The following is a 15,309-nucleotide window of genomic DNA, read 5'->3' as shown; positions in this document are numbered from 1 at the left end:
GAGTTCAGGCAGCAGAATGGGGAAGGGGAACGGTGAGTGAAAGGGACGATTGACGAATTGCTGTCTCATCCCTTGGGGATGGTGCTCGGATTTTTCTCCGTAGCGATTATGGAGCTGCTTGTATTTCTGGCTTGCTTTGAACTGGTGACCAAGTACAAATGCTGGCATGAAATCAAGAAGGGCAATGTGGCGGTTGCGATGGCTACAGGAGGCAAAATCTTCGGAATCTGCAACGTGCTTCATTTCTGCATTCAGGCCAAATCATCGGTGTATGAAGCGATGACGTGGTCATTTGTAGGATTTGTCCTTCTGCTCATTGCCTATTTTCTATTCGAGTTTCTGACACCGGTGTTCTCCATTGACAAGGAGATTGAAGCGGATAACCGGGCCGTTGGATTGATATCCATGATTATTTCCGTCTCGTTGTCATTTGTTATTGGCGCGAGCATCATGTAGGGGGACCGTTCATGAAAATATTGATACGGATTCTGTTTGCTGCATCGATTGTATTTTTTGCCATTGGCGTCATTTATGTTTTAAACACATGATTATTCGAAAGAGAAAGGTTGATTCAATATGGAACCAACAGTATGTCCGTGGTGCCACACCGAGATTGTATGGGATGAGGAGCTAGGTCCTGAAGAAGAATGCCCTTACTGTCACAATGAATTAAAGGGATACCGTACACTAAACATCAATATCGGTGATGAAGAGAGCAATGAATCTGAGGAAGACATCTATGATATGGATGAAGTTGAGGACGATGAACAAACTACCGATCTCGCCAATCTGTGGGGTGATGAAGTAGAGCTGAAAATGCCGGAGCTTCGCACATTGACGAAGTATGCGGATGAGGGCAATGATCTGATTCAATACGAAGAAGGCGTGGAGAAGCAACTTGATTTGCAAGAAGAAGTTCCAGAATGTCCACACTGCCGTGAATTCATGATTCTTACGGGTACACAGAAGGCAAGCAAGGATACGTTCAATCCTGTTGCCAATGCCGTAACTGGTACGGATTCGTTGCTTGATGCGCCGTTCTCTGTACAAATGTATGTATGCTCAGGCTGCTTCCAGGTTCAATATAACCTGTCCGAGGATGACCGTCTGCGTCTGATCCAGAATTTGAGTGCGCGGAAATAAGGGAGTATATTGCGCTAAAAATATATAATATTCCGGAAATTCATCATGTTTTCCTTCTGCTTGGGGTACGTTAACCCTGAGACCTTGCCTGTGAAGTGCTGACTTCAGGTGGAATAAGGAGGGAGCAGATGAAGATTTCTCTGGGCCGACAATCCATTCTGCTACTAGGCGTGAATGGATTGTTTGTGTTAGCCGGAGCTTTGTCGGGGACGTTTCTGAACGTGTATCTATGGAAAAGCCGCCCGGATTACGCCATGCTGGGATGGTTCACGATAAGCCAACAAATTTCACTGGGACTCACATTTTGGCTTGCGGGAAAGTGGGTCAAGGAACATAACAAAATGAGTGCGTTGCGCTTGGGAACAGCCTTGTCAGGTATTTTTTACATGCTTGTGTTATGGGCCGGGCCAAAAGCGGTTGACTGGATATGGCCTCTGGGGATTTTGTTTGGATGTGCACTGGGATTGTTCTGGATTGCTTTCAATGTGGTTTATTTTGAGGTGACTGACCGGGAGAATCGGGACCTGTTCAATGGTTGGGTGGGTTTACTGGGTTCGATGACAGGTATTATCGGTCCTTGGTTCTCAGGTCTAATTATTTCACGGATGGTTGATAATTCGGGTTATCGCCTTATTTTTACGGTGTCGTTGGTAATTTATGTGATTGCCGTTGTGTTCAGTTTTTTTCTGAAAAAAAGGGAGGTCAGCGGAACATACCGCTGGTCTGAACCGTGGCGACAGCTGTCTGCCAAAGATAGCGCATGGAGGCCGCTTGGCATGGGATTGTTTGCGCAAGGCGTGCGAGAAGGCGTATTTGCCTTTCTGATTGCGTTGCTCGTCTATGTGGCAACTAAGCAGGAATATAAGCTTGGCCAGTTCTCACTAATCACTTCTGCCGTAGCACTGGTGAGTTACTGGGCTGCAGGAAAATGGTTTAAGCCGCAATACAGGTCCAGGGGGATGTTAGCCGGTGCGATATTGTTATTCATCGTGTTGATTCCGCTATTATGGAAGGTCAGTTATGGTACGCTTTTAATTATGGGAATTGGATCTGCCTTGTCGATGCCGTTGTATATTTTGCCGATGATTTCGGCAGGATTCGACCTGATGGGGGCGAACGGCGAAAATGTAGAGAAAAGGGTTGAACTTGTCGTATTAAGGGAGCTTTGTTTGATGGTCGGTCGTTTATTTGGCCTTGCTGTATTTATTCTGACGGTTATGAATGGCCCTACGTTACAAACGTTAACCTGGCTTATTGTGACACTTGGAGCTTTCCCGCTCATTGGCTGGATATTTATGCGCAAAATACTTGGACATTGGGATCAACAAGGACCTTCTGTGTAGCAAAAAAAGGGGACGGCTCAGGAGTTCATTCCTGAGCCGTCCCCTTTTTTTTCGATTAGAGGGGAGAGGGTTTACTCGTTCTGGTTAATGAGAATCCGTTAAGATGGATGCAGCAATCATGCTGTATACGGTACCATTACCGCCATATCCTTCCAGGAAATAGGAGTGTGGATACTCCGGATGCGGTCCGATAAAGGGAAGTCCGTCATGTGTATTGCCAAAAGTGGCTTCCCAAGCATAATCAATTTCGAGGTCTGGCAGTGGAAAATACTCCGCAACTCTCTCCAGTAGAACCCGTGCTCTGTTCAGAGCTCGAATAGCACGCTGGTCCTCATGAGGCGTATTTTCATCGAGACCACCAGCAATAATCCTGCCATCTGGTGTTGTCCGCATGTACAGATAAGGACGAGATGTTTCCCAAATCATGCTTTGCTTATACCAGTTGCTGAGGTCATTCAATGGTTTGGTCGCAATCGCATAAGTACTCTGTAAATAGGCACCACGATCATTTTTGATCTCCTGCGTTTCATAACCTGTGGAGAAGATTACATTTTTGGCTTTGATCGTGCCATTGGGGGTATAACAGACAACGCCATCTTCCTTAAAGTCACAGTGTGTCATTTCAGTCTGTTCGAATACCCGTGCGCCCTTTTGTACAGACGAATGAAGAAGAGCATGCACTAATCGGTAAGGATTAACTTCAGCATCCCCATATGTATATAAAGCCGCTGAACGGCTAAATGGGAAATGACTCTCGATCTTCTCTTGATTCCATAACTCTACTTCAAATCCATAACGTCTCAGGGTATGATACTCCTCTTCCAGTTTGGTCACATCGTCTTCTGTGCTGGCACAGTATAGACTCGTCCGAGGAATAAACCAAGTGTCCATCTCAAGACCGGACACGACTTCCTTTAACTGCTGCATCGCATTGCGGCACAATTCATAAAATCTCACCCCTTGTTCCTCACCAAACGTATTAATGCACGAGGTAAGTGTTTTGTCATTGGTATACTGAAGCAATCCCGTGTTAGCCATGCTGCTCCCCGTGCCTATTTTTCTTTTATCAATGACAACCGTGTCTATTCCACGATCTGTTAAGAGCTTGGCTGAGAGCGCCCCCCCCATGCCTCCTCCGATGATCAAGGTATCACAGGAGAGATTTGTTTCGAGAATGGGATAACTGGAATTTGATTGTAATGTGGTAGGCCAGAATGGATTACCATTTATAAGTTCCATAGGATTCACCTCAGTAAGAATGTATTAAGTGAGTATACTTTTGAGTGACCGGGTTAACAATAATTGCGCATAACTTAATGCCGAGGAGGTCAACCAGAACATGCAGAATCAATCCATGCAAGCGCTGAGTCCGAAAGAGTTAAATTATATTGCGGATTCAATAACCAATGAAGAATTGCTAATCAAACAGTGTGCGGCTACAGCTTCCATCTCACATAATCCGCAAATCCAGCAGGCACTGAATCACTATGTTCGTTCCCATGAACAGCATCTGAACACACTTGTCAATGCTTTGCAGCAACATCAATCTATTGCTCCAACACAAGCACAGTAATAGAAGCCGAATCTAACCGTATAGGAGGAAACTTTGTGTATTCTCAATCTTTATCATCTAATGGATCATTTATGCAGGAGCAGGATTTGTTGAAGTCGATTCTTGCGGATTTAAGACGAACCGCGCGCGAATATACGACAGCAACTACCGAAGCTTCCTGTCCTATTACACGTCGGATGTTCACAGATTTGACCAATGATACACTCCGTTTGCAAGGTGAGCTGTTCAATGTGATGCAGCAGAACAACATGTATTCGGTAGGTTCGAAGGCATTGCGCCAGGATGTGGACAAGCAGATTCAATCGGCCCACCAGACCCAACAGAAATGTCAACAGTTCATTCAGGAAAAGAATACGCAGACGAGTGCTTACAGCCAGGCGCCTAATGTACCCCAGCATCAACCGAATTACGGTAACCCTTATTACATGTAACCTTTGTCATTATGGTTTGAAGCAGGTACTGTTGCAGACCATACCACCGCTTGCCCGAATTCAGGGCGGGCGGTTTTTGTCTTTGCATGATCGTTGAATTCATGTAATATAAGTATTAATTCATTTTCAGGAACCTGAATGACGCTGGAGGGAAAGACATGAAGGATCTGAACGATCTGCAATTAAAAGTTCTGGATTTGTTGAAGGAAGACGCGAGAAGGACTCCCGCACTGCTGTCGACGCTGCTGGGGGAGTCGGAAGATAAGATCAAGAACGCCGTGGCCCAGCTTGAACAGGACCACGTGATTGTAAAATACGCAACCGTTGTGAACTGGAGCAAGATTGATGATGAGAAAGTAACAGCCTTGATTGAAGTACAGATTACGCCTGAGCGTGGTCGTGGCTTCGAAGGGATCGCTGAACGCATTTATCTGTATCCGCAAGTGAAATCGGTATATCTCATGTCAGGTGCATATGATCTGCTCGTAGAAGTAGAAGGTGGCAACCTGCGTGAAGTCGCTAATTTTGTATCGGAGAAATTGTCTCCGATTGACTCTGTACTTTCAACCAAAACGAATTTTATTCTTAAAAAATATAAGCAGGACGGGATTATTTTTGAAGACCATCAGGAAGACAACCGTCTCATGATCTCGCCGTAAAGGAAGATGTGTCATGATAGTGAATGAACAGACAACAGGAAACAACAAGAAAATGACTTCGTACTTGGCTCCATTGGTTCAACAGATACCGCCATCCGGCATACGCAAATTTTTTGATCTAGTTGGCGATAACAAAGATATCATCACACTGGGTGTAGGTGAACCGGACTTTGTAACACCATGGCATATGCGTGAAGCTTGTGTGTACTCACTCGAAAGAGGAATGACCAGTTACACTTCCAATGCAGGGATGCCGAAACTGAGGGAAGCCATTAGCGAGTACCTGGATACTCAGTTTGATACCAAGTATGATCCAAAAGACGAAATTATTGTTACCGTTGGTGGCAGTGAAGCCATTGATTTGGCATTACGTGCCTTGATCGTACCCGGAGACGAAATTCTGATTCCAGAACCTTCGTATGTAGCATATTCACCGATCGCTTCGATTGGTGGAGGTATACCGGTTGGTGTAGAAACGTATGCGAAGGATCAGTTTAAACTGACTGCCGAGGCGCTGGAAGCGGGAATTACGCCGAAGTCCAAGGTTCTTATTCTATGTTATCCGAGCAATCCTACAGGTGCCATCATGACCTATGAAGAATGGTTACCGATTGCTGAAGTGATCAAAAAGCATGACCTGATCGTCATTGCGGATGAGATTTATGCTGAGCTGACATATACGCAAAAACATGTTAGTTTCGCTTCGATTCCGGATATGAAGGAACGAACCATTTTGGTGAGTGGGTTTTCCAAGGCTTTTGCCATGACCGGCTGGCGGATCGGGTATATGTGCGGACATCCTGAACTAATTGCAGCCATGCTCAAAATTCATCAGTATACGGTGATGTGTGCACCTGCCATGGGACAGGTGGCCGCGCTTGAGGCATTGACAAACGGTTTAGGTGAGAAGGATAGAATGGTTGAATCCTATAATCAGCGCAGACGCCTTATCGTGCAGGGTTTTAGAGATATCGGGCTGGACTGTCATGAACCCCAGGGAGCATTTTATGCATTTCCTAGTGTCCAGAAGACGGGGCTGAGTTCGGATCTTTTTGCTGAGCGTTTGCTAACGGAAAATAAAGTGGCGGCTGTTCCGGGTAATGTATTTGGTCCACAAGGTGAGGGGTTTCTTCGTTGTTCCTATGCAACATCGGTGACCCAATTGAATGAAGCATTGGAACGAATCGGAAACTTTGTTTACAAACTGCAAAAAGAGGGTTAATAGGGATTAGAAGCCTTTGAGTAATATGAACATTTTTCAAACTAGAAAAAAATAACTTTCTTTTACAAAATATTGTGATATAATTTCAATTTGAAATATGTTTTTCTTGTATTTGGAAACTAATTTTTCCAAGGAGGGGTTGGCTTTGTTTTGTGTTGAATATGATTTACCGACTAATCGTGGGCATTATTTGGCAGAAGGCGATCATGGCGACCGATGGTCGGTGAAACCGGATCACGCATCTTTGCATAACGTTTCCTTGGAAGATGAGATCCATATGCTACGCCGCAAGATGGAACAGATATTCCTTGAAGAGAAATCATTCACATCCGATATTGTAATTGAAATTAGCAGTTTACTAGATTTGAAGATTAATGAATACATGAAGGCTAATCCGATCAAAGGAAAGTAATTTTTCGTTGTATCGAAACGTTACGCATATGCAATTTAAAGAAGACCCGGCATGGGTCTTTTTTTTGATCTATGAATAGATTGCTCCGGATAGGCAGGGTTATTTTTTTGCGTGGAACAATTGTGATATATTGTACATAGGAGACTAAAGGGGGAACTGGAATGAAGAGATTTTGGGGGCTTACCGCAATCATTTCTATGATTTTTCTGCTTGCTGGCTGTGGCGGTAAGGACGGTTTTACAATTTTTATCATTGATAACCAAGGAAATCCATCCGTGATCTCGGAGCAGTTGCAAGCTAATTTGCAGCAGAAGCTGGGCGAGGAGCCCAAGGTGGAGGTTATCACCAGTGCGATGTATGATGTGCAGAAAATTATGGTAGAGTACGCGGCCGGTGGTCATGATATTTTCATTTTGCCTGAGGCTGATATGAAGCAGTACGGAAGTAACGGCTCCAATATTCCGCTGGATGATACATTTGATGCGGAGAAGTATAAGCGCGGTGTATTTGAAGGCGGGGTCCTGGTTGAAAAGGGTGAAGGAGATGACGGTTCAGATATCAAGACAGAATCACATCTCTATGGCATTCCGCTGGAAGATATGAAAATGTTCAAAGATGTAGATTATGCTGCGCAAAATCTGTTTGCTACCATTCCAGTGTCGGCGTCTAATGTCGAAGAATCCAAGAAAGTGCTGAAGGCGCTGACAGAGTAAATGCAATCTAGTATGGCTACTGAAGGAGGGGAGCGGATTGCTAATTACGGTCACAGGCGGCATAGGCAGTGGTAAAACCCGATTTGCGCTTGGATACGCAGCCCGGATTAGCCGGGAGGGCATCTATTTATCCACTGGTGATCATGATCCCGTGATTCCCGAATTGCCATCCGCTCATTATCGTGCCATCCAGGCTGGGAATGGCCAGCACCTGACGGAGGTGCTTCACCAGATTAATCGGGAATCCAATCTCTTCCTGGCAGATCAGCGTATTGTCATTGTGGATAGTCTGACCGCATGGATGGCAGCCGGGTTCAGGGCAAGTGATGATCTGGATAAGCAGCGTTCAGAGACACAGCTGTTGCTGGACGCCCTTCTGTCTTACCAGGGAAAACTGCTTGTGATTACCAATGAAATGCACGGCTCTTTGTATCCTTCAGAGGAAGAACGAATTTTTGCAGCAAGAATGGCGTCAGTTAACCGGGCGTTGCAGGCGCATTCGGAACAGATGTATCTGTTAATATCTGGCCTGCCTGTAGATCTCAAAGATCGAGGGCTGCGCTATGAAGATTAACATTTCATTATGTTAACGATGGACGAGCCTAAAGAAGCCTCCGTCACCACAAATGTGGTGCGGAGGCTTTATTTTATGACAAATGCGATGCGTGTAAATTTCTTTATTTCCGAGTTTTATTTCTTCTGATCCACCAAATTATACAGCCCACAACAATAATCGCTAGAAGTACATATACGACCAGGGAGTACACGTCCATAAAGTGCAGGATACTCTCCCATGACGCACCGAGAGCCGCACCAACCGAGACGAGAATAATATTCCAGGCCAGTGTTCCAATGGTTGTGAAGAGCAGGAATAAACCAAATTTCATGTTGGACATGCCGGCAGGAATCGAAATCAGGCTGCGAACAAGGGGGACCATGCGACAGAATAATACGGTCCACATTCCATATTTGTCAAACCATGCATCGACACGGTGGATATCTTCTTTTTTGATCCGCAGAATATGACCCCAACGTTCTACAATCTTCTCCAGCCGATTAACATCAATCAGCAGTCCGATCCCATAGAGAATGACTGCCCCAAGCACAGAACCAATGGTAGCAGCAAGAATAACACCGGGAAGGGTCAAGCTGGTGTAGGTGGTCATGAAGCCGCCAAAAGGTAATATGATTTCGGAGGGGATGGGGGGAAATACGTTTTCAAGCGCAATAATGAGTGCAATGCCTATGTAGCCGTATTGTTCCATGAAATCGGTTATCCAGTTTTGCATAATCGTCTCCTCTACTTTTGGTTTGCAAGGATTTGGCGTATACTCGGCAGAGTACACCAACTCATATATACGTGTGAAGGATCTCACTGGTTTCTGAAAATAATAGCATTCCCGTATTCATAGTAGGTCAAGTATACTGATTAAGTTAAACTCTAAAAGGGCATGCATTTATATTTAACCCCAGCGTTCTACCATGCGAATGATATTAACAATAGGAGGGATTACAATGGGCATATATACACGAACAGGTGACGAGGGACAAACCTCAGTCATTGGTGGACGGGTCATCAAGGACGATGACCGGGTTGAAGCTTACGGGACAATTGATGAGCTGAATTGTTTTGTTGGGCAGGCCATTAGTTTTATTGATCAAGCAAACGGAAAATTTGAGGATTTGCGTGAACACTTGCTCGAAATTCAGCAAGAATTGTTTGATTGCGGGTCCGATCTCGCCTTTGTAAAAATTAGCGAAACCAAATATAAAGTACGGGATGAGATGGTCACCCGGCTTGAGCAATGGATAGATCTGTATGATGCGGAAAATCCGAAGGTGGAGCGGTTTATTTTGCCTGGGGGCAGTCTGCTCTCTTCCACATTACATGTCTGCCGTACAGTATGTCGTCGCGCTGAACGCCGCGCCGTAACACTCGGACAACATACGGATATCAACCCTTCTGTACGACGTTATTTGAATCGTCTGTCTGATTATTTCTTCGTTGTAGCTCGGACTGCCAATGCGAGACAACAGGTAGCTGACATTGAATATGTGCGGAGCAAAAAAGTATTCCGCCGCAAAGACAAAGAATGAGCGATTATTATTCACCACTTACTTACACGGTTCCCGAAAATGAAGATGGCTGGCTGCTGAAGACCGTGCTTCAGCGGCGCCTACAGGTTTCGCGCAAGCTCCTGTCGAGAATCAAACTTACAGAGCAGGGAATTATGTTGAATGGCGAGCGAGTATACATCAGCGTCAAAGTTAGCACAGGTGACGTCCTGGAAGTCCGGATGGAACAGGAAGAGTCGGATGATATTTTACCTGAGCCGATTCCCTTTACGATACTGTATGAAGATGAGCACTTGCTTATAGTGAACAAAGATTCTGGTGTCATCGTACATCCAACACATGGGCATTACACAGGTACATTGGCAAACGGAGTTGTCCATTATTGGAAGTCCAAGAGCGAGCGTTTCCGATTCAGACCAATTCATCGACTGGATCAGGAAACATCGGGTGTGCTGGCAATCGCAAAAAATCCATATGTGCACCAGCATGTGTCTGAACAGATGATCGCAGGAACGGTGGATAAACAATATATTGCCTTTGTGCACGGTAGTCCTGCCCAAGAAGAGGGGGCCATCGATGGGCCGATTGATCGTGATCCCGAAGAGCCGCATCGTCGAATCGTTACACCTGACGGTTATGCGGCAAGAACGTTATACACGACCGTTGCAAGATGGGCGGGCGGAAGCGCCAGTGCGGTGAACCTGAAGCTGGAGAGCGGCAGAACCCATCAAATAAGGGTACATATGACATCGATCGGCTGCCCGTTAATTGGGGATCGGATGTACAAGACCCTTCCTGTGCATGAGATCGATGAGCAGACCATGTCTGTTAGGGATGAACGAGACACTTGGATTGCCCGTCAGGCATTGCACGCATGTGAGCTGGCGTTTGACCATCCCATTTTGCAAAGTCGGATGACGTTCAAAGCCCCGTTGCCCGCTGATTTGGCAGCCCTGGAGGCACGTTTGGATGCCGAGGCATCTCCTAGAGAAGTGTTGTAGGAATCTATCAAACAGCCTGCAATTCGCGCTGTGTGTAGTAGCTCAGAGTGCATTTGTGTCCAGCAGTAAGTCAACGGTTAGTTACCTTAACCCGTGTGAGGCATGCAAACTGCATCCGAACAAAATGCCGTAGGCTAATTTTTAATATTTTCAGGTTGTAAGATTTTATGTTTTAGGCTTTTGATCCTAAAGCCGAATGGACATTTTTCTCATTCGCAAAGAGGTTTAAATTTACAGTGCGATGGTATCGGTTTGGAGCGACTTTTGGATTTGCGAAGCAAACCAAGGGAAGCGAGAAATCGAAACCGGAGCACCCGATACAGGAGCAATTTTAGGAGGACAAGCAACGATGAGTAATCTAAAAGTATACCAATATGCCAAATGTGGCACGTGCCGTAAAGCCGTAAAATGGCTGGAAGCTCAGGGGCATGAGCTGGAATTAATCCCTATTTTCGACACACCTCCATCCGAAACAGAATTAACGGAATTGATTCAGAAGAGCGGACTTGAAGTGAAGAAGTTTTTCAATACGAGTGGGGAAGTATACAAGGAGCAGCAACTGAAGGACAAGCTGCCGGGGTTGTCCACAGAAGAGCAGATTCGTTTGCTGGCTTCCAATGGTCGTCTGATTAAACGTCCAATCGTTACGGATGGTCACAAAGTGACCGTAGGTTTCAAGGAAGATACGTATGAGCAGGAATGGAACAACACGTAATTAGTTGATTAATGATTTCATTGATTGTTAAATGAACCAAGGTAAAAAAGGCTCTGAATGTTCAAATTTCAGGGCTTTTTTGGCTGGTCGATCCTTGGCGGAACTATGCTATAATGATAGAATTAGTTCGATATTTTATTTGCTAGATACAGGACAGGAGAGAACAAATTCAAGTGAATCAACGTAATGAACCTACTTTGTTGCTGGTAGATGGTATGGCGGTGTTGTTCCGTGCATTCTATGCAACATCTGCAAGCGGATATATCAGACGTACAAAGGCAGGCGTGCCAACCAACGCAGTATACGGATTTATCCGTTATTTCTGGGATGCGGTTCAGACCTTTGGGCCAAGTCATGTCGTATGCTGTTGGGATATGGGGGGCAAGACGTTTCGCGGTGAAGAGTATGCAGCGTACAAGGGGAACCGTCCGGAAGCTCCGGATGATTTGATTCCTCAGTTTGCTCTGATTCGCGAAGTGATGGATAGTTTGAACATTCCGAATATTGGCGCTCAAGGATATGAAGCTGATGATTGCATCGGTACACTTGCCAAATACTACACCGAGCAGACGGATATGAACGTGATGGTACTTACGGGTGACCATGATATGCTGCAACTGATTGATGATCGCACAAGCATTATTATTATGAAAAAAGGTCATGGCAATTACATGGTGTATACGCCTGAATCTCTAATGACGGAGAAACAACTGACACCTCGTCAAGTGATTGACATGAAAGGTCTGATGGGCGATGCCAGTGACAATTATCCTGGGGTACGTGGCATTGGGGAGAAGACGGCTTTGAAACTTGTGCAGGAGTTTGGCTCCATTGAAGGTATTTTGGACAATATGGATAAGCTTACCCCTTCGGTACGTAACAAGATTGAGAATGACCTCGACATGCTTCATCTGTCCCGCAAACTGGCAGAGATTCACTGTGCTGTTCCGGTAGCATGTGCACTGGATGTATGTGAATTGCGTCTTGATCCGGATATGGTGATGGACAAGTTCGAACAACTTGAGATGAAGAGCCTGGGCTCTTGGATGGGAGTGGCAATAGGGTGAGTAGCATGCAGACAAAACGGACGGGCAAAAAGTGGTGGACAGGGGCTATGGCCCTCGTCCTTGCTTTGCCTGTAGTCCTTTCAGGAGCAGTGAGTGTTCCACAGACAGCAGATGCCAAAGCGGCAATTAGCACCAAGGTACAGAAAGTAAAAGCAGCAGGACGCAGTTTTACCGTGCAGACGGTTAGTATTCCCAAGGGTACACCAGTTACCGTAGGATTAGCGAAGAAGCAGGTTGGTCAGACTGCAACATTACCTTCGATTGTTAAGGCATATGGCGCGCAAGCGGCCATTAACGGAGCGTTTTTTGAAGCTTATAACGGAGCTCCAGATCCATACGGCATGTTAATAGCAAACGGCAAAGTTATACATATTGGAAGATACGGAACAACGATTGGATTTAAGGAAGATGGCTCAGCCATCATGGATTCGCTTCAAGTGAGCCTGACGGGTAAAGTAACAGATAAAGAAGGGAATTCACGCAGTTGGTATGCGACCTTTATTAACCGAACACCTTCCGCGAATGCGAGTATTACGATGTTATACACGCCAGAGCGGGGATCTACAGTCGGGTTCAAAGGAGGTACGGCGGTTGTGATGGAGAAAGGGATTGTCACCAAGAAAGTACCGAATACCGATGTAGCCATTCCGAAGAATGGCTCGGTGCTGGTCTTCACGGGAAATCAGAAATCTTCGTCCGACCGCTTCACCATTGGATCAACTGTAGAGATGAATTATAAGTACACCAATGCAGCGGGCAAAGAGATCCCTTGGCAAGATGTAGTCACCGCTGTGGGCGCAGGTCCACGTTTGGTGAAAGACGGCAAAGTTGCCGTAAATCCAGCGAGTGAGGGCTTCAAGGATACCAAAATTCTCAATGCCTCCGGCGCAAGAAGTGGTATTGCCATTATGGCCGACGGTTCGGTTATGTTGGCTACCGTTTCTGGAGCGACCATTAAGGAATGGGCTGCTGTCATGCAGAAGCTTGGAGCCAAACAGGCAATGAACCTGGATGGTGGTGCATCTTCTGGCATGTATGCTGGCGGCAAAATGCTTACTTCCCCGGGCCGCTTGTTAAGTAATACACTTGTTTTTGGTGGCTCTGTTCATTAAAAGAAAGCTAATATGGGAGGAAGGATCAGATGACACTCACACATAACCGGAAGCCAGATGAAAACAAAACGGCGGTATTAGCTGTAAACGTAGGGCAAGTTCAGGCCTTGCCTGGCCAGAAGCGCGAAGTGATGAGCGGCATTGTGAAACATCCCATATCCAGCCCGGTCTTCCTGTCATTCACCGGAATGACAGGGGATGCCCAGGCTGATCTGGAGCATCATGGTGGGCCTGACAAGGCGGTTTGTGTATACGATTACAGTCGTTATGCGGCGCTTGAACAACTGATGGATCGCAAGCTGGACTGGGGAGCTTGTGGAGAAAATCTGACAGTTGAAGGCTGTATGGAGGAAGAAGTCCGCATTGGTGATGTGTATGAATTGGGGAAAGCCACGGTACAGGTCAGCCAGCCGAGACAGCCTTGCTTCAAGCTTGGTGCACGGTATGATTACAAAGAGCTGCCTGTTTATTTCCAGGATAGCGGGCATACCGGATTTTATTTTCGGGTGTTGCAAGAGGGCGAGGTAACTCCTTCTGCAACTTTCAGACGAATAAGCACGGATCCTGCATCAATGACTATTCTGGAAGCTAATCGAATTATGCATCAGGGGAAGCAGGATGTCGCTGCTATGCGTGCTTTGCTGGCCATTCCAACGTTAGCCGACAGCTGGAAGCAGACCTTATTGAAGCGACTGGCTAAGCTCGAAACTGCTGAACAGGATTAATTCATGCCCTTGTTTAGAGAACAGATTCGAAGATCCATTTTAATTTTAAACTACTTGGGAGTGTGACTAACATGACGATTTTAGGCGCAATTGAAGCTGGAGGAACCAAATTTGTATGTGGTATCGGTACGGAAGAAGGAGAAGTTCTTGAACGCGTAAGTTTTCCAACGACGACACCGGAAGAGACGATGGCTCAAGTAATCGCTTTTTTTGAAGGTAAAGGTATTGAAGCATTAGGTGTAGGTTCATTTGGTCCGATTGATCCGATTGAAGGAAGCCCGACTTATGGTTACATCACAACAACACCAAAACCACATTGGGGTCAGTACAACCTGATTGGTAAGCTCAAAGAGCACTTTGATGTACCGATGACGTTCGACACCGATGTAAACGGTGCTGCGCTTGGGGAAGCAACCTGGGGGGCTGCACAAGGCCTAGATAGCTGTCTGTATATTACTGTCGGAACGGGTATTGGTGCAGGCGCAGTTGTAGGTGGCAAAATGGTCCATGGATTGTCACATCCAGAGATGGGACACATTATTGTACGCAGACATCCTGAGGATACGTATGAAGGGTTCTGTCCGTATCATGGAGACTGTCTGGAAGGGCTTGCCGCAGGTCCTGCCATCAATAAACGTTGGGAGCAACCGGCTTACGAACTGCCAGCCGATCACAAGGCTTGGGAGATTGAAGCACATTACCTGGCGCATGCTCTGATGAATTATGTATTGATCCTCACACCTCAGAAAATTGTAATGGGTGGCGGTGTGATGAAGCAGGAGCATCTGTTCCCAATGGTTCGCAGTAAACTGCAGGAACTGCTCGCTGGATACGTTCAGCATCCTGCACTTCAGTCCGAAATTGACCAGTATGTCGTTTCACCTGGACTTGGCGATAATGCGGGGTTGTGTGGTTCACTTGCGCTGGCGAAACTAGCTTTGAATAAGTAAATAGCTTTACAAACAAGTAGTTGACGAATTTTTCCATTGTGGTAATATATGAGCAACAGCATAGCACGGTTAATGAGGAAGCACCTCTCTTGCATGGATTTTGCAGGAGAGGTGTTTTTTTGTGCTGCTTAATTTAGCACAATACAGACTGTGTCGAGCTGAACTAT

General features: G+C 45.9%; 19 protein-coding genes. 17 read left to right on the top strand and 2 right to left on the bottom strand.

Features of this window, described 5'->3' with window-relative positions:
• Positions 1-78: 78 nt before the first annotated feature.
• The 3 genes from MHB84_RS04020 (at position 79) to MHB84_RS04010 (ending at position 2,486) form a co-directional block, all read left to right on the top strand.
• Entirely contained in the window at positions 79-456 is a 378-nt protein-coding gene (locus MHB84_RS04020) for a DUF350 domain-containing protein (protein WP_053780553.1), read from the top strand.
• Positions 457-576: 120 nt separating this feature from the next.
• Entirely contained in the window at positions 577-1,143 is a 567-nt protein-coding gene (locus tag MHB84_RS04015) for a hypothetical protein (protein ID WP_076289919.1), read from the top strand.
• A 128-nt stretch (positions 1,144-1,271) separates the two neighbouring features.
• Positions 1,272-2,486, top strand: coding sequence for an MFS transporter (locus MHB84_RS04010; protein ID WP_076289918.1), 1,215 nt, complete (start codon positions 1,272-1,274; stop codon positions 2,484-2,486).
• A gap of 84 nt (positions 2,487-2,570) precedes the next feature.
• Here MHB84_RS04010 and MHB84_RS04005 read toward each other — a convergent pair whose 3' ends face one another.
• A complete protein-coding gene (locus MHB84_RS04005) occupies positions 2,571-3,725 on the bottom strand; it encodes an FAD-dependent oxidoreductase (RefSeq protein WP_143764738.1) in 1,155 nt (384 codons plus the stop codon).
• 100 nt (positions 3,726-3,825) lie between these two features.
• Between MHB84_RS04005 and MHB84_RS04000 the strand changes: the two genes are divergently transcribed.
• The 7 genes from MHB84_RS04000 to MHB84_RS03970 all read left to right on the top strand — a co-directional run bounded on the left by MHB84_RS04000 (position 3,826) and on the right by MHB84_RS03970 (position 8,070).
• Positions 3,826-4,059 (top strand): hypothetical protein, encoded by a 234-nt coding sequence (locus MHB84_RS04000; protein ID WP_063564215.1) that lies wholly within the window; start codon positions 3,826-3,828, stop codon positions 4,057-4,059.
• Between the two features lie 35 nt (positions 4,060-4,094).
• Positions 4,095-4,490: a spore coat protein gene (locus MHB84_RS03995; protein WP_076289917.1), complete on the top strand. Its 396-nt coding sequence runs from the start codon at positions 4,095-4,097 to the stop codon at positions 4,488-4,490.
• A gap of 158 nt (positions 4,491-4,648) precedes the next feature.
• The gene (locus tag MHB84_RS03990; protein ID WP_024628343.1) at positions 4,649-5,149 is read left to right on the top strand and encodes an Lrp/AsnC family transcriptional regulator; all 501 of its coding nucleotides are present in this window, start codon (positions 4,649-4,651) and stop codon (positions 5,147-5,149) included.
• 13 nt (positions 5,150-5,162) lie between these two features.
• Positions 5,163-6,371, top strand: coding sequence for an aminotransferase class I/II-fold pyridoxal phosphate-dependent enzyme (locus tag MHB84_RS03985; protein ID WP_076289916.1), 1,209 nt, complete (start codon positions 5,163-5,165; stop codon positions 6,369-6,371).
• Positions 6,372-6,516: 145 nt separating this feature from the next.
• Positions 6,517-6,783: an aspartyl-phosphate phosphatase Spo0E family protein gene (locus MHB84_RS03980; protein ID WP_053780449.1), complete on the top strand. Its 267-nt coding sequence runs from the start codon at positions 6,517-6,519 to the stop codon at positions 6,781-6,783.
• 161 nt (positions 6,784-6,944) lie between these two features.
• Positions 6,945-7,496 (top strand): hypothetical protein, encoded by a 552-nt coding sequence (locus MHB84_RS03975; RefSeq protein WP_076289915.1) that lies wholly within the window; start codon positions 6,945-6,947, stop codon positions 7,494-7,496.
• A 37-nt stretch (positions 7,497-7,533) separates the two neighbouring features.
• Positions 7,534-8,070: a bifunctional adenosylcobinamide kinase/adenosylcobinamide-phosphate guanylyltransferase gene (locus MHB84_RS03970; RefSeq protein ID WP_076289914.1), complete on the top strand. Its 537-nt coding sequence runs from the start codon at positions 7,534-7,536 to the stop codon at positions 8,068-8,070.
• A 103-nt stretch (positions 8,071-8,173) separates the two neighbouring features.
• On the opposite strand, the gene MHB84_RS03965 is transcribed toward MHB84_RS03970, so the two are convergent.
• Positions 8,174-8,785 carry a DedA family protein gene (locus MHB84_RS03965; RefSeq protein ID WP_076289913.1) on the bottom strand — a complete coding sequence of 204 codons (612 nt, stop codon included), beginning with the start codon at positions 8,783-8,785 and terminating at the stop codon, positions 8,174-8,176.
• 226 nt (positions 8,786-9,011) lie between these two features.
• Here MHB84_RS03965 and MHB84_RS03960 point away from each other — a divergent pair, with 226 nt between their 5' ends.
• The 7 genes from MHB84_RS03960 (at position 9,012) to MHB84_RS03930 (ending at position 15,142) form a co-directional block, all read left to right on the top strand.
• Positions 9,012-9,593: a cob(I)yrinic acid a,c-diamide adenosyltransferase gene (locus MHB84_RS03960; protein ID WP_076289912.1), complete on the top strand. Its 582-nt coding sequence runs from the start codon at positions 9,012-9,014 to the stop codon at positions 9,591-9,593.
• A complete protein-coding gene (locus MHB84_RS03955) occupies positions 9,590-10,573 on the top strand; it encodes an RluA family pseudouridine synthase (RefSeq protein WP_076289911.1) in 984 nt (327 codons plus the stop codon). Before MHB84_RS03960 ends, MHB84_RS03955 begins: the two co-directional genes overlap by 4 nt.
• A gap of 349 nt (positions 10,574-10,922) precedes the next feature.
• Positions 10,923-11,288, top strand: a complete 366-nt coding sequence (locus MHB84_RS03950) for an arsenate reductase family protein (protein ID WP_076289910.1) — start codon at positions 10,923-10,925, stop codon at positions 11,286-11,288.
• A gap of 173 nt (positions 11,289-11,461) precedes the next feature.
• Complete coding sequence (locus MHB84_RS03945; RefSeq protein WP_072734037.1) at positions 11,462-12,355, top strand: 5'-3' exonuclease; 894 nt, start codon at positions 11,462-11,464, stop codon at positions 12,353-12,355.
• 5 nt (positions 12,356-12,360) lie between these two features.
• A complete protein-coding gene (locus MHB84_RS03940; protein ID WP_256716839.1) occupies positions 12,361-13,467 on the top strand; it encodes a phosphodiester glycosidase family protein in 1,107 nt (368 codons plus the stop codon).
• 29 nt (positions 13,468-13,496) lie between these two features.
• The gene (locus MHB84_RS03935; protein WP_076289908.1) at positions 13,497-14,192 is read left to right on the top strand and encodes an MOSC domain-containing protein; all 696 of its coding nucleotides are present in this window, start codon (positions 13,497-13,499) and stop codon (positions 14,190-14,192) included.
• A 71-nt stretch (positions 14,193-14,263) separates the two neighbouring features.
• Positions 14,264-15,142: an ROK family protein gene (locus tag MHB84_RS03930; protein WP_063564224.1), complete on the top strand. Its 879-nt coding sequence runs from the start codon at positions 14,264-14,266 to the stop codon at positions 15,140-15,142.
• The last annotated feature ends 167 nt before the right edge of the window (positions 15,143-15,309 follow it).

Source organism: Paenibacillus sp. FSL F4-0087 (assembly GCF_038020215.1).
Classification (GTDB): Bacteria; Bacillota; Bacilli; order Paenibacillales; family Paenibacillaceae; genus Paenibacillus; species Paenibacillus taichungensis.
The sequence above is the reverse complement of the archived record's forward strand: the minus strand, read 5'-3'. Positions and strand labels throughout refer to the sequence as shown.

Coding starts and splice junctions, on each gene's coding strand:
- MHB84_RS03985 (WP_076289916.1), top strand. CDS start 5,163: ATGATAGTGAATGAACAGACAACAGGAAACAACAAGAAAATGACTTCG.
- MHB84_RS04000 (WP_063564215.1), top strand. CDS start 3,826: ATGCAGAATCAATCCATGCAAGCGCTGAGTCCGAAAGAGTTAAATTAT.
- MHB84_RS04020 (WP_053780553.1), top strand. CDS start 79: ATGGTGCTCGGATTTTTCTCCGTAGCGATTATGGAGCTGCTTGTATTT.
- MHB84_RS03975 (WP_076289915.1), top strand. CDS start 6,945: ATGAAGAGATTTTGGGGGCTTACCGCAATCATTTCTATGATTTTTCTG.
- MHB84_RS03990 (WP_024628343.1), top strand. CDS start 4,649: ATGAAGGATCTGAACGATCTGCAATTAAAAGTTCTGGATTTGTTGAAG.
- MHB84_RS03955 (WP_076289911.1), top strand. CDS start 9,590: ATGAGCGATTATTATTCACCACTTACTTACACGGTTCCCGAAAATGAA.
- MHB84_RS03935 (WP_076289908.1), top strand. CDS start 13,497: ATGACACTCACACATAACCGGAAGCCAGATGAAAACAAAACGGCGGTA.
- MHB84_RS04005 (WP_143764738.1), bottom strand. CDS start 3,725: ATGGAACTTATAAATGGTAATCCATTCTGGCCTACCACATTACAATCA.
- MHB84_RS03930 (WP_063564224.1), top strand. CDS start 14,264: ATGACGATTTTAGGCGCAATTGAAGCTGGAGGAACCAAATTTGTATGT.
- MHB84_RS03965 (WP_076289913.1), bottom strand. CDS start 8,785: ATGCAAAACTGGATAACCGATTTCATGGAACAATACGGCTACATAGGC.
- MHB84_RS04010 (WP_076289918.1), top strand. CDS start 1,272: ATGAAGATTTCTCTGGGCCGACAATCCATTCTGCTACTAGGCGTGAAT.
- MHB84_RS03950 (WP_076289910.1), top strand. CDS start 10,923: ATGAGTAATCTAAAAGTATACCAATATGCCAAATGTGGCACGTGCCGT.
- MHB84_RS03960 (WP_076289912.1), top strand. CDS start 9,012: ATGGGCATATATACACGAACAGGTGACGAGGGACAAACCTCAGTCATT.
- MHB84_RS03940 (WP_256716839.1), top strand. CDS start 12,361: ATGCAGACAAAACGGACGGGCAAAAAGTGGTGGACAGGGGCTATGGCC.
- MHB84_RS04015 (WP_076289919.1), top strand. CDS start 577: ATGGAACCAACAGTATGTCCGTGGTGCCACACCGAGATTGTATGGGAT.